Source organism: Cytobacillus kochii (genome assembly GCF_020171845.1).
Classification (GTDB): domain Bacteria; phylum Bacillota; class Bacilli; order Bacillales; family Cytobacillaceae; genus Cytobacillus; species Cytobacillus kochii.
On record NZ_JAIVAM010000004.1, the window covers coordinates 293094 to 307295 of the forward strand.

A 14202-nucleotide genomic window follows, 5' to 3' on the forward strand; every position below is an offset into this window, starting at 1 on the left:
CTATTATTGTTATTGTTCCATTTCAAGTAGGTTGAGATCAAATGATATCTTTTTCGACCATTGTCAATACAATCTGGACTGAATTCCAAGCAGCCCCTTTTAATAAATTATCTGATACAATCCAGAGGTGGAAACCATATGGATTGTCAGGGTCTTTTCGAACTCTTCCAACAAACGTTTCTGTTTTTCCGACTGCGTAAATAGGCATTGGGTATAGTTGATTACTTGGAGAATCCTGCAAAACAACGCCCGGTGCCGAAGATAATACTTCTCTTATTTCATCAACAGTTGCTACTCGTTCCAATTCAATATAAACAGATTCAGAGTGCCCTGTTACAACTGGCACTCTGACACAAGTGGCAGCCATTTTTAGGTTAGAATCTTCGAATATCTTCTTGGTTTCTTGAATTATCTTTACCTCTTCAAAGGTGTAATCATTTTCAGTAAATACATCTACTTGCGGCATTACATTAAAAGCAATTGGATAATGTTTTTTATCTTTTTTTGCAGGCATTATAGAAGCGGTAGCCTCTTCACCCATGAGTAGTTTCATTGATTGATCTTTTAACTCATTGATGGCATGTATTCCAGTTCCTGATACAGCTTGATATGTAGAGACAATAATTCTTTCTAAACCAAATAATCTTCTAATCGGCTGAAGTGCTGTCACCATTTGTAAAGCAGAACAATTGGGTACAGCAATAATCCCCTTGTGTTTAATAAGAGTATGGGCATTCACTTCTGGAACAACAAGTGGGACGTCAGTTGACATACGATATTCGCTAGTATTATCAATCACCACTGCGCCACTTTCGACCGCGAAGCTTACTAATTGTCTGGAAACTTCTCCGCCAGCACTAAAAAATGCGATATCAACACCCTTAAAGCTTCCTTCCTCCGCTTCCTTAATGATGATTTCTCGACCTTTGAAAGAAATTTTCTTACCAGCAGATCGCTTCGATGAAAGAAGAGTGACTTCGTTTATATCAAATTGAGTTATCTGCTCCAGCAAGTTAATAATTTTCTGGCCAACTGCACCAGTAGCACCTACAACAGCGATATGATAGCTCTTTTTCCTCATATTATTCTCCTCCGTTAATTAATTTTAAGAAGTGGAATAGGTCCATTTTTTTATTCCTACTTTTACTATAATGGAAGAGTTATTATTTGATAAATTGAAATATATGATATAATCATTCATAAATTATGATACTAAAAAGAGGTTAGCTATGGAAATGAGACATGTTAAGACTTTCTGTGCTGTTGTTAAATATGGTGGATTCTCAAAAGCAGCGCGTGAATTAGATTATGCACAATCCACTGTAACAACGCATATTAAAGCTTTGGAGAACGACTTACAATCTCCACTTTTCGATCGGTTAGGGAAAAAAGTACTTTTAACAAAATCTGGGCATCATTTTCATCCTTATGCGTTAGAATTACTTGCGATTTACGAAAAAGCACAAGAAATTCCAAAAGATAGCAATCATCCTGAAGGTACGCTTACGATTACTGCGAATGAATCTTTAGCTGTCTATCGATTACCAAATATCCTACAAAAATATAAACTGATAAATCCTAAAGTAAATATTGTTCTTGAGACGGGAACAAATGAACAAGCAATTAAGAAGCTGAGAGACGGAGAAACAGATATCATTTTTTTGATTGGACAATCAATGGAGTACGATGAGCTCATTACGACTCCTTTGTTTGATGAGACCTTAGGTTGGGTTTTACCGGCTGACTTAGCTTCATGTGATAATCCATTAAAGATATTAAAGGATTATCAGTTTATCTATACAGAGAGAAATTGTGGGTACAGAACCATGGTGGATAATTACATACGTATGAGTGGACAGATGCCTGACAGAACATTTGAAAGTTCAAGTATTGAAGTGATTAAACAATCAGTTTTGTGTGGATTGGGCCTAGCTATTCTTCCTTATATTGTTGTGAAAGAAAATTGTAACAATAACGAACTAATCTTTAAGCCAATTGAAGCATCACAACTTATTAAAAGTAATGTGATTTATCATAAATCCAGATGGATCTCTCCAGTACTACAATCTTTTCTTAGTATATTAGAAAAGTAGAGTAATTTAATGTATGATTAAATACTATTATTATTTCAAACAGTTAGTAACGATTTTAAAGAGCCTTATTATGTATAAAATGTAGTAAGGCTATTGCTTATATAGTTAAATTAAATAACCAAAATCGACGTTCGTAATATCAAATTTAACTTAGCGTATGTTTTCCCGCGTATTGCTACCAGGCCCCCTTGATTTGGAAGAGACCAATGTCCTCTGAAATATAATGAACTCGAACTCAAAAAAATCAATAATATGATAATAATTAGCCCAATCTACTTCAGAGTATGCAAAAAGTACTCTCATCTATAATCGTAATAATTTTTCTATATCTAATCATTTAAACACTTCGATCCGAGCAACTCCACTATGAATAATAACAACATCATTCATCTACTTTGAAAATTATTGTATCTCGATAACATTAGTTACTATAAAATTATTATGTAAACTAATCCCCCTTCAGGTTGCATGTATACAAAAAATTATTACAGTAAAGCAAATAAGGGTAAATTACCGGATTAGTTGTAAATTTTGTATAAAAATTTATTTTATTACATGATAGCCCCGATATTTTTGTAATAATATAATTTTAAAATTATAATTATGCATAGCGATTTTCCATAAACAAAGGATTATACTTGCTTTTTCCAACATGTGTTGTAGTAATATCTTTAATATTAGTTTACTATTTACACTTATTGTAAAGGAGGAATCAAACTGAATAAAATATAACCCGTAAACTATTTAAGCCATTTTTATAGTATTATAGTCTAAAAGGTTTGCCGCTTACATAAAGTGGATATGTCATAAGAAAGGAGAATTCACATGAAGACGATAGAGATAAAAAGATTTTCTGTTGGTAGTGTTGTAAAAAGCACTTTGTACTTATTATTTATCCCCATTATTGGAATGATTATTTTCGGATTATTTTCTTCATTATTATTGTTTACCGAAGATGGTGTCATCGCCTTTACTGGCATTTTATTTATGCTTTTATTATCTGTATTGTATGCGGCCATTTATTTTGGCATACTTGCACTCATGACCGTTATTTATAATTGGTTAGCTGGAAAGTTTGGTGGCTTGAAAATGGTAATTGAAGAGAAAGAGTAAAGAAGCTAGGCTGGGATCATTTCATCCCAGCCTTACTGGTGTTTTACGAGTTTAAATGTAACATTTTTTTATGGTAGATTCGAATGACTGTAAAGATAATCGCTGTTACCCATATGAGTGCGACAGCACTATACACAATGGGATAAACCTCTTCATTACTAATCCATGTTTGTACAATTGTTTGAATGTTAATGAGAATGATGAATCCTCCAACAAGCACCCCCATTAATTGTGGATTTAATTTCTGTACAAGCCAAGCAGCGATCGGTGCTGCAATTACACCGCCTACCATGAGTGCTCCCACCCAAAGCCAATTTACCTCGTTCCATCCTAAAGAAATAAGAAAACCAATGGATGCAGAGAGGGCAATCGCAAATTCACTTGTGTCAACAGTTCCAACAACTTTCCTTGGGCTTACCCCTTTTTTTGAAAGCAATACTGGTGTTGTAACAGGACCCCAACCGCCACCACCTGTGGCATCAGCAAATCCGGCTATAAAACCTAATGGAATCGATTGCTTTTTACTGAGATTGATTGATGACTGGTGGCTACTTTCCTTATATTTAAATAAAAATCGTATGAAGATAAAAACACCTAATAGTAAAAGAAAAAGGGCTATATATGGCTTAGCTAAATCACCTGGGATATTACTTAAAAATGTGGCACCTAAGAACGCACCAATGGAACCAGGGATGATTAACTTATATACTGTTTGTTTATCTACATTGCCAAATTTAATATGTGAGATACCTGAAGCAGCTGTAGTGACAACTTCAGCAAGATGTACCGATGCGGAAGCAACGGCAGGTACAATGCCAAAAGCAAGTAAAAGCGATGTAGAAGTCACTCCGTATGCCATTCCGAGAGCACCATCAATTAACTGTGCGAATAAACCAATAAAAATAAAAATCAATAAATTTTTCACGGTAACACCTCTTTCGTTAAATAAAAAAAGGCAAAATCTATTTTCTAGATTTTGCCTTCGGTTGACCGAACAGCAGCTATATGTAATGCTTCTAAGCTCTCTCTTTGTTGTTTATTATTTACACGGAATTCATCTGCTAGTACCTCTTGTAAATAGTCATTTTTTTCAATTTCACTTATAGGCAATTTTTTAACCAACTGCCTATATTCGGCAAGAAACGTTGTATACTCCGTCCAACTTTCATCAAATTGTTTACTTAATTGTTGTTTTAATGCTCTTGTTAACTTTGGACTACTGCCATTTGAAGTAACTGCTACTTGCAGATGCCCTCTTGTTACAGTAGCGGGGAAGAGTGTATTGCCATCCGTTAATTCATCTACTACACAAACTAACTTTTGCGGGGTTAATATTTCGCCAAACTGCTTATTAATCGCCCGATTATTGGTAGCGAGAATACAAAGAAACGCATCCTCGAAATCAGCCAATTCGATCTCTCTTTCTATGCATTGAAAATGATTTTGTTGCGCTAATTCCAAGACTTCATTTGAAAATGCAGGTGCGATAAAAGTAATATTGGCTCTTTGTTCTAATAAAACTTTCGCTTTGCGTGCGGCAATCCTCCCACCTCCCGCAATGACAATTGCCTTATTACTTAAATCAATAACGAGTGGTTGCAATCTTCTGGGCCCCCTTTATTTAAATATTGAATCAATCGAAGTTGTATGCTGGAGATGCGACTTAACGGTTCAATGATGAAAGTCTGATCGCCTAAAGCTCTTTTTTGTTCCGTAAATTGCTGCAATTCGTCTAGTAATAACCCTGAAAATAATAAGTAAGGGATAATAATTACTCTATTTTTTGTACGACTCTGTGATAAATGGTAGCCCTCTTCAAGACGAGGAGTGGCTGCAGCAAGAAAGCAGGAGGTTACGTTGTTCACAGCTAACCTTGCCTTTAACCCAGTTGTAATTAAGTTGAAATCCTTATAAATGTTCATGTCGCTACTTCCACGTCCTACTACAAGTAAATGATCTTTTTCGGTAATGGGAGAATATTTTTCGTTTATCAAATCACATATACCATCTAAAATATAGCTTTGGACGCCAAAAGGTGGAAGTAAATCGATTTTAATAGCTGAAAAGCGCCTCTGCAATGATAGTAGAAGGCCAGGAATATCCTTCTTGTAATGCCCTCCTTTTAATAAAAGTAACGGAATGATTTCAATTTCCCGTGCTCCTTGATGAACACAAGCTTCTATTCCTTGCTCAATCGTTGGGGCACATATTTCTAAATAGGACCATTCTTGTATAGGGACATTTACTTGTTTCATGATGGTCTGCAAAAAACATTCTACTTCCCGTATTCCTTTTTTTGACCTTGTGCCGTGAGCAATATAAAGGATGGCTTTCATTCGCTATGAACCTTCTGAAGGGCTGAGCCATTTTCAATATACCAGTTCAGTTCATCTCGTAGTTTAACGACTTCCCCAATAATAATCATACTTGGATTGATAATTGCTTCTTCTTCCGCTACCTTTACAATCGATTTTAATTTTCCAGTTATCGTCCGTTGTTTCAATGTTGTTCCCCACTCCACAATAGCAATTGGGGTATCACTATTTTTTCCGCTTTTAATAAGATGATCGACAATGACAGGCAATTGTGAAACACCCATATATATACAAAGTGTATCAACTCCATGTGCTAAGTGATGCCATTTTTGGTCAGCAACTGAGTCACCCGCTTGATGACCGGTAATAAATGCAAAGCTTTGACTGATTTGCCGATGGGTGACAGGAATGCCGGCATAGCTCGCAGCACCAATGCCAGCAGTAATCCCGGGAATCACTTCAAATGGAACACGATGTTTCACACATTCAAGGGCCTCTTCTCCTCCACGACCAAACACGAAGGGGTCCCCACCTTTAAGGCGAACAACTGCTAACCCTTTTTTTGCATATTTTACGAGGAAATTGTTGATCGTTTCTTGTTTCATCGTATGATAATGAGGAAGCTTCCCACAATAAATCAATTGTGCCTCTTCTCTCGCAAATGATAAAATTTCCTGATTAACTAGTCGATCATATAAAATTACATCCGCTTGCTGAATTTTTTTAATTGCTTTTAATGTTAGTAATTCAGGATCACCACAGCCTGCACCAACAAGGTAAACATAACCCTTCATTTATCCGCCTCCATCATTCATCTAATATAAAACCGATTTTTTTCGTTATCCGTTTCTTTTCTCTTAACGTTACTTCGTCTATCTCTGGCAACTTTAAGTAATATTTTTCTAGTTCAATATCTAACTGGGTAAATGCTTCATCATCAGAATCAGCTACAATGACTGCTGGAATTTCCTTATTTACCAATGACAATTCAAACCTATATAGAAAGGCCATCTTTATGATTCTCCAATACAATATTTAGTTGATCTTGCAAAGATTGTGTGCCATTTCTTTGCACAAAAGTATAAAAGTTCTCACCTGACATTTTTTCTTTGTTAAAAAAATGTAGTAGATGTTCAAGTGTATCTGTGAGGAAGTTGGCTGGTACTTTTCCTTTTAACTTTTTGTTAAACTCTCCGCCAGATTCTAACGTTCCTCCAACATACACTTCATAAGCTTCTTCCATTTCCTTATTCTTGTTTCGTACCATCACACCTTGTAAACCGATATCGGCTATTTGCCGTTGACCGCAGGAATTCGGACAACCGATCATATGCATGCGTACCGGAACATCAACAGTTAAGCGACGATCGAGTTCTTCTGCAATTTGGCGCATTCTTTCCTTTGTCTCAACTAAGGCTAAGTTACAAAATTGGATACCTGTGCAAGAAACGGAATGTCCGATAAAGGAATTCGGATTCACTGTAATTCTATTAAAAATGGGTTCGGCAAGTAGCGATTCTACATGTTCTTCTGGGATATGTGGAATAATCAAGTTCTGTGAATTACATGTTCTAATTTCACCTTGACCATATTGATCAGAGATTCGAACAAGTTCAAATACTTCATCAGCTGTTAAACGGCCGACAGGTACATTAAAACCGATGAACTTAAGCCCTGATTGTTTCTGATCATGGACGCCATAGAAATACCCTGCATTCCATTTCTTCACGGGTTCAACTCCTTTAGAAGGCAGTTCCCCTGTATATTCTTCAAGTTTTTCTTTAAATTTCTCTACACCCCAGTCAGCAATTAAAAACTTTAATCTAGCACGATGACGTTTATCTCGATAACCGTAATCTCTGAAGATAGTGGTTACGGCAATAGCAATCTGTAGCACTTGCTCTTTTTCTACAAATATATCAACCGTTTCTGCCAAAAAAGGCTTAGCAGATAGGCCTCCCCCTACTTTTAAATGAAAGCCTTGTTTTACTTCACCATCGATGTTTTTTTCAGCCGGTGTAAATGAGACACAGTTAATTTCTGCATTAGCGGCGTTGTGTAAGTTTGTACTGATAGACATCTTATATTTTCTTGGTAAATTCGAAAATTCCTCATTAAATTGAAAGTACTCATACACTTCTTTGACAATATCTCTCGTATCAAATAATTCGTTAGGGTCGATGCCTGCGATCGGATTTCCGACTATATTCCTCGTTATATCCCCACATGCACCAGCACTGGAAAGGCCAACACTTTCTAATCTAGTAAAAATATCAGGGATATCCTCAATTGTTAACCAGTGAAATTGAATCGCTTGTCGCGTCGTAATGTCGAAAATCCCGCGACCATAATCTTTGGCAATACCAGCTAGAATTTTCGCTTGTTCCTTCGTTAGTATTCCTGAAGGTACATTCACACGCATCATAAAATAACCTGCTTCTTTCGGCTTTTGCAAATACAAGCCTGCCCATTTAAAAAGATCCCATTGGTCTTTAGGAATAGACGTGAAGCCATTCTTTGCATATTGTGGAATGTCTTCATAAATTTTCAGCCCATCTTTTTCGAGTTTAGCTAATTCGGTTTTGTTTAGTTTTTCATTATTTGACCAATGCTTTGTATAAGCCATTGTCTACAACTCCTTAATGATTTGTTGTTGTTGCAAAAACGTTAGTATTTCCGTTATTGCTTCCTCTACTGATAACCGGTCGGACCTAATAGTTAAATCCGGATGTTTAGGAGGCTCATAAGGTGAATCGATTCCGGTGAAGTTTTTTATTTCACCTCTACGCGCTTTCTCGTATAATTTCTTCGGGTCTCTTTTCTCACATTCTGTTAACGGGCAGTCAATAAATATTTCAAAAAATTCATTGGAGGCAAACTGTTCACGCACACAATCACGGTCAGCTGCGAATGGTGAGATGAATGCCGTAACAACAATTGTTCCACTATCAACAAACAGTTTAGCTACTTCCCCAATACGGCGGATATTTTCTGTACGGTCTTTTTCAGTAAAGCCTAAGTCTGCATTTAGACCATGTCTGATATTATCACCATCAAGGACATATTCCTTCATACCTTCTTCAAACAATTTGGCTGATAAAGCATTTGCCAAAGTTGATTTTCCAGAACCAGATAACCCAGTAAACCATAATGTACAACTACCATGTTGCTGCTTTAAGCGACGTTCTTCTTTGGAAATGAGCGTATCGTGCCAAGTAAGATTGCGGCTCGCCATATAAATCATCCTTTCTAGACGCTTGCATCAGTTTTTAAGCCATTAATCAATACATCAATCACTTCTTTACGGCTGAATGTGGAAGGTGGCTGTTCACCCTTGCTTAATAGCTCTCGTACTTTTGTGCCAGATAATATCACTCGATCTTCTTGTTCATGTGGACATGTTTTATTTGAAACCATTCCTTCACAGCGGTGGCAGTAAAAGCTATGTTCAAAAAATAATGGGGTAATTCCAAGTTCTTCTTTAGTAAATTGTTGGAAAATATATTGGGCATCGTATGTACCGTAATAATTCCCAACACCGGCATGATCTCTGCCGACGATAAAATGTGTACAGCCGAAATTTTTTCTGGCTATGGCGTGAAACACTGCTTCTCTAGGGCCTGCGTATCTCATCGCTGCCGGGTAAACACCCAAATGGACACGTTCACGAGGAAAATATTCCTTTAGTAAGATGCGATAACTTTCTAAACGGATATCAGCTGGGATATCATCTGCTTTTGTTTCACCTACTAATGGATTTACAAATAAGCCATCGACCGTCTCAAGCGCAGCTTTTTGAATATACTCATGCGCTCGGTGAATCGGATTACGCGTTTGGAAACCAACAATTGTTTCCCACCCCTTTTCTGCAAACAAAGCTCTTGTATCTTTTGGCTCTAACCAGACATCTGCAAATTCTTTCTTTTCCGTTTTTCTAATGAGGATGATTTCTCCAGCTACATAAATATTGCCTCTTTCAAAAAGTCGTTTGACCCCTGGATGGGCTTTATCCTTTGTACGATAGACCGATTGTGCTTCTGTTTCTAAATCAGGTTCGAACCACTCAGAAACAGTAATTACACCATAGGTAGTATTTTCTAAAACCAAACGGTATTGCTCCCCTTTTTGAAGTTGGGCAGCAACCGTAACATCAACAGGTAATGTGATAGGGATGGACCATATTGTCCCATCGCTTAATCTCATTTCATGAACGACAGATTCATAATCTTCTTTTCCTAGAAAGCCTATTAATGGACTAAATAATCCAACGGCTATTAGCTCTAAATCACTTAGTGCAACTTTGTCAATCTCTATCGACTTTGACACTTTAGAAATATCAAATTCTGGCTCAAATCTTTGAATTAATGTTCCTCCATGTGGGCTAGGTATGCTCATCTGTTTACTCCTTTTTTTATGAATTAGTATGCAAGCCGCATTCTGTTTTCGTTAAGCCTTGCCAGCGGCCAGCACGGGAATCATCACCGCCAATAGCTGGTTGTGTACAGGGAAAACAACCAATGCTCGGATAATTTGCATCATGTAAGCTGTTATAAGGCAACTGCTTTTCTTTGATATAATCCCACACATCATCTATACGCCAATGAATAAGTGGGCAAATTTTGATATTAGTGAATTTCTCATCACGATTTAAGAAATTCGTCTGTTTTCTTTCAGGTGATTGCTCGCGCCTAAGTCCAGATATCCAAGCTTTTTTTTCTTGCATTGCTTCTTGTAAAGGCAACACTTTACGTAATTGGCAACATTGATTCGGGTCGCTTTTCCATAATGCTGACCCATATTGTGTGGCTTGTTCATCCAATGTAAGCTTAGGTTTTTTCATCTCAATTTGAAGCGTAGGAAAACGTGATTTTATTTCCTCGATTACTTGGTATGTTTCAGGAAAGTGTAAATCGGTATCAAGAAAAACAATTCTGGCATCACTTTTTATTTGTGCGATGAGGTCAATTAGAACAATAGCTTCAGCACCGAAACTAGAAGCGTACACAATTTCCTCTTCGTCATATGTGCCATAAGCCCACTCTAGAACCTGTTTGGCTCCTTTCGTTGATTGATCAATAGCGAAGGTAGCAGAAATGTCTTTCCAGTTTTTATAAGAGAGCGGTTGATTCATTTAATCCCCCTTTTCCAATAAAAAAAGACGGCATTTCCTCCGTAAAAGGAAATGTCCGCCTTTAGTTGTCTAATCAGCGAATCTTATTATTTTTTTATTCATCACCTTCTTAAATAAAAAACACCTTTTCAAAAAGAAAAGGTGTAGGATGGAAAAATTTTGACACCTTATCTTTCAAAATGAATCAACATTTTGCTGGAATTAGCACCTTGCACTAAGCAGGTTGCCGGGTTTCATCGGGCCAGTCCCTCCACCTCTCTGGATAAGAAAATATTGGATAAGATAAATCCTAACATACTATCAATAAAAGTCAAGACAAAAATCTAATTTTTATGATTTGTCTGAATTATACTCCTATATCGCAATAATATTCCACTGAAAACAACTAGGTGAATACCTATTAAAAAAAAGATAATTTCGTCTGAGGGCGATTCTCGAGCATCCTAATTACTGGAAAAATATTATTTTATTTTCATAGATTTCTATGATACTATATAAGTGAAGATAATTACGCATTATCTTTACTATACATAATAAAATTATGGTTAATAATAAGGAGTTCTCTTCTATGAATGATATGATACCTTTACATAAAATGACTGATAGTCAATACTTACAAGCTTTACAAACTAAGTTACATTCGAGTCATCTTCTTGATGAACATCGCAATCTCATTTTGGAAAAAGCCAGTGATCAAGAATTTTTGGAAATGTTCTTCGTTGTAAAGATTTTTACAACCAATAAAACATTTTCTCCTCATACCCTGAAGGCTTATCGCAGTGATGCGAAAACCTTACTTACTTATATGAATACACATCAACTTTCATTCAAGGAAATTGGTTTCCCGGAAGTGAAAGCTTATAATCGTTACATTAATGAGGCTTATGCAGCCAAGTCAGCGATAAGAAAATTAGAATTTTTTCGTAGAATCTTAGACTTCGGTTATGAAACGCAATTTTATAAAGCGCATCTTTCAACATGGGTATCTAAACCATCAAGTAAAAAAGGTCATTTTAGTGATCAAACATCTGCAGGTGTTGGTATGAGAGAACTGACTGCTTTTGACGCCGAACAACTTATTTCCTGTTTCCCAAAAGTCGTGAAGGCGGAGACAAATCGTGAAGGATTAAAGCAACGCAATTTGTTAATCGGTTACTTATTGTATACAACTGGATTAAGGGCGAGTGAGCTTATCAGTTTGAATTGGGGTAGTTTCCGTTTAAATCGTCGTGGTGCCTTATATGCAGATGTGATTGGAAAGGGAAATAAATTCCGTTCTATTCCTATTCGTGAGGAAACAAAAAAGGTGCTGTTGCAATATCGCGAAACAATAGGTGCTTCAACAAGTTTTTCAAGCGGAGACAACTCTCCTCTCTTTTTTTCTATGTATAATAAACGGGATTTAACTGGAAAGCAGAAAAGACTCACTTATCCTGCACTTTATAAAATTGTGAAAGAAGCGGTGCGGATGGCCGGAAAACAAACTGATATTTCTCCCCATTGGTTCCGCCATACTTTTGTCACGATGTTGTTAGAAAATGATGTACCATTAGCAGTTGTAAAAGATTGGGCAGGACACGCAGATATATCTACGACCAATGTTTATTTAGAACGAATTAATCAAGAGGAAGCATACAAACATCTTGAAAAAGTAAATATTTTCCAATAATACAAATGAAAAAGACAGCCTGGGCGAGCTGTCTTTTTCTCCGTTTGAGGTGAATCAGTTTTTCAGAAGGATTACTATACTATATGTACAAGCAGGGAATGTGGACAAGGACAATGGTCTATTTTTTAAAATTTGGGCTAAACTTAAATTTGATACTCTTTATTTAATTCCTTTAATTTTCGTGCAAGTAAGCTAATCTTTAAACCCTCTTCGTGACTTTGTGCCACTTCCTTCATTAAATGGTTTGAATCCATCACCATTTGCTCTGATTTTGCTAAAGTCTCTTGCGAAATCGCTAAAGCGTATTCTGTTTTGTCCTCCATTTGCGGTAGAATAGTCTGTAAACCAACCAATTGTCGTTTTGATTCATCTATAATGTTACAAACAGAAAGGACTTCTTTCATTAACAAATCGAATGCTGTTCGATTCTTATTCATGATCTCTTTATATTGTAAAAAATGGTTATTTGTTTCTTCAGATTCAAAGAGTGTTCTAGATGAGATGTCTTTCATTGAAATAATATTTTCTTTGACTAATTCAACAGCTTGTGCTGATTTTTCTGCCAAAGCACCGACTTCAGTTGCCACTACCGCAAAACCGCGCCCTGATTCCCCTGCCCGCGCTGCTTCTATGGAAGCATTTAAAGCTAGCAGCTTTGTTTGAGTTGAAATATCTTGTATAACTGAGGTCACCTTTTCAATAGAAGAAAAATAGTTATTCATTTGGGCAACAGTGTGAGTCATTTTTGAAAATGAAGTTGAAAAAGATTCAAATGTGGCGATGACTTTACTTATACTCTCTTCACCATCTACCGCTGTACCTTCCATTGTATATGCTTTTTTCATCATACTATCCATACTATCAAATAATTTATTGGTTTTTTCTTTCATAGATTGAAACTTCTTAATACTCTCTTCAGAACTAATGGCAGTTTGCTCTGCTCCCTGTTTTACCACTTGAATACCGACTAATAATTCTTCATTTTCTAATTTTACTTTATGAGAAATATGATCAAGACTATTGCCTGATTGGGATAAATTGTCTGTAGCATCCATTATATTTGTTAATAACTTCCTCATATGAGCAATCATTGTTTGATAACTATTAATAAGTGAGACAATTTCAGGTGTTGTACTTTCCATTTTTATATCATTTATTAATTGTCCTTTACTAGCCTGTCTCATCATTATTGTTAACTTTGAAATAGGGTTGGTCAAATTTCTTACTAAAAGAATGACAATCACTCCAGTTACTAACAAACATAAAAGGACTGTTACACCAATAAACTGGCTCATTTCTGTTAATGTTTGTAGATACTGTGATTGAGGTATAGCAATAGTGTAGATTCCCTTTAATTCTTGAATGTTACGAAATGCTATCGTGTAGGTTTCCCCATTCATGTCACGCTCAATGATTCCATTTTGTTGTTGAGTAATAGTTTCAACAACGTTATCAGGAAAGTTAATTGGTCGATTTTCACTGACAGAAAAAGGGTCTGCTCCGTTTTGATTAATCAAAAAGAAATATGCACTGAATCCATCTTGGGCTAATTGTGATTCTTGTCTTCTGATCACTTGATTCAGTTTTGTTGTGTACTCATTCTCGTCATCTATGTATATGAGTAATAAATTTTGGGCAATTTCATAAATATAACTTGTTTCCTTATCAAGTCTTTGTTCCATAAAGCCAATAATAGTTTCTTTTGATTTACTAATAGAAATCATTGTCACTACCGTTGCTGAAAAAAGCAGAATAGTAATCACAATAATCAAGAGTCTTGCTTGTAAAGAAAGTTTTCCAACAATCCCTTTGATGGCGTCTAAAACATTTTCCATATATCTCTCCCCCTTGTTCTCATTATGAGGGTGAAATATAAAGAGA

14 protein-coding genes and 1 riboswitch are annotated in these 14202 nt (G+C 36.2%); of the genes, 3 read left to right on the plus strand and 11 right to left on the minus strand.

All coding sequences use genetic code 11. The features are described 5' to 3' along the window. Positions 1–37: 37 nt before the first annotated feature. Positions 38–1081: an aspartate-semialdehyde dehydrogenase gene (locus LCM23_RS07890; RefSeq protein ID WP_224936443.1), complete on the minus strand. Its 1044-nt coding sequence runs from the start codon at positions 1079–1081 to the stop codon at positions 38–40. Positions 1082–1229: 148 nt separating this feature from the next. On the opposite strand from LCM23_RS07890, the gene LCM23_RS07895 reads away from it, so the two are divergent. Together LCM23_RS07895 and LCM23_RS07900 are read left to right on the plus strand one after the other, a co-directional pair. Next, the gene (locus tag LCM23_RS07895; RefSeq protein ID WP_224936444.1) at positions 1230–2093 is read left to right on the plus strand and encodes a LysR family transcriptional regulator; all 864 of its coding nucleotides are present in this window, start codon (positions 1230–1232) and stop codon (positions 2091–2093) included. 825 nt (positions 2094–2918) lie between these two features. Next, positions 2919–3206, plus strand: coding sequence for a SoxR reducing system RseC family protein (locus LCM23_RS07900; RefSeq protein ID WP_224936445.1), 288 nt, complete (start codon positions 2919–2921; stop codon positions 3204–3206). Between the two features lie 43 nt (positions 3207–3249). On the opposite strand, the gene LCM23_RS07905 is transcribed toward LCM23_RS07900, so the two are convergent. From LCM23_RS07905 to LCM23_RS07945, 9 genes are read right to left on the minus strand one after another with little or no spacing between them, the layout of a single operon-like run. After that, complete coding sequence (locus LCM23_RS07905) at positions 3250–4131, minus strand: sulfite exporter TauE/SafE family protein (RefSeq protein WP_224936446.1); 882 nt, start codon at positions 4129–4131, stop codon at positions 3250–3252. Positions 4132–4175: 44 nt separating this feature from the next. Continuing rightward, positions 4176–4808 (minus strand): NAD(P)-dependent oxidoreductase, encoded by a 633-nt coding sequence (locus LCM23_RS07910; RefSeq protein WP_224936447.1) that lies wholly within the window; start codon positions 4806–4808, stop codon positions 4176–4178. Next, positions 4784–5542 (minus strand): sirohydrochlorin chelatase, encoded by a 759-nt coding sequence (locus LCM23_RS07915; protein ID WP_224936448.1) that lies wholly within the window; start codon positions 5540–5542, stop codon positions 4784–4786. Before LCM23_RS07915 ends, LCM23_RS07910 begins: the two co-directional genes overlap by 25 nt. Then, positions 5539–6315, minus strand: coding sequence for a uroporphyrinogen-III C-methyltransferase (cobA, locus tag LCM23_RS07920; RefSeq protein ID WP_224936449.1), 777 nt, complete (start codon positions 6313–6315; stop codon positions 5539–5541). The genes LCM23_RS07915 and cobA overlap by 4 nt, the downstream gene beginning before the upstream one ends. A 13-nt stretch (positions 6316–6328) precedes the next feature. Next, the gene (locus LCM23_RS07925) at positions 6329–6532 is read right to left on the minus strand and encodes a DUF3906 family protein (protein ID WP_095373296.1); all 204 of its coding nucleotides are present in this window, start codon (positions 6530–6532) and stop codon (positions 6329–6331) included. Continuing rightward, the gene (locus LCM23_RS07930; RefSeq protein WP_224936450.1) at positions 6516–8147 is read right to left on the minus strand and encodes a nitrite/sulfite reductase; all 1632 of its coding nucleotides are present in this window, start codon (positions 8145–8147) and stop codon (positions 6516–6518) included. The genes LCM23_RS07925 and LCM23_RS07930 overlap by 17 nt, the downstream gene beginning before the upstream one ends. 3 nt (positions 8148–8150) lie before the next feature. Continuing rightward, the gene (gene cysC, locus LCM23_RS07935; RefSeq protein ID WP_224936451.1) at positions 8151–8756 is read right to left on the minus strand and encodes an adenylyl-sulfate kinase; all 606 of its coding nucleotides are present in this window, start codon (positions 8754–8756) and stop codon (positions 8151–8153) included. 14 nt (positions 8757–8770) lie between these two features. Further along, positions 8771–9916, minus strand: a complete 1146-nt coding sequence (sat, locus tag LCM23_RS07940; RefSeq protein ID WP_224936452.1) for a sulfate adenylyltransferase — start codon at positions 9914–9916, stop codon at positions 8771–8773. A 16-nt stretch (positions 9917–9932) separates the two neighbouring features. After that, entirely contained in the window at positions 9933–10652 is a 720-nt protein-coding gene (locus LCM23_RS07945; protein WP_224936453.1) for a phosphoadenylyl-sulfate reductase, read from the minus strand. 164 nt (positions 10653–10816) lie between these two features. Further along, positions 10817–10921: riboswitch (SAM riboswitch) on the minus strand. 299 nt (positions 10922–11220) lie between these two features. Here LCM23_RS07945 and LCM23_RS07950 point away from each other — a divergent pair. Beyond that, positions 11221–12321, plus strand: a complete 1101-nt coding sequence (locus LCM23_RS07950; protein WP_224936454.1) for a tyrosine-type recombinase/integrase — start codon at positions 11221–11223, stop codon at positions 12319–12321. Positions 12322–12464: 143 nt separating this feature from the next. On the opposite strand, the gene LCM23_RS07955 is transcribed toward LCM23_RS07950, so the two are convergent. Beyond that, the gene (locus LCM23_RS07955) at positions 12465–14156 is read right to left on the minus strand and encodes a methyl-accepting chemotaxis protein (protein ID WP_224936455.1); all 1692 of its coding nucleotides are present in this window, start codon (positions 14154–14156) and stop codon (positions 12465–12467) included. Positions 14157–14202 lie beyond the last annotated feature (46 nt).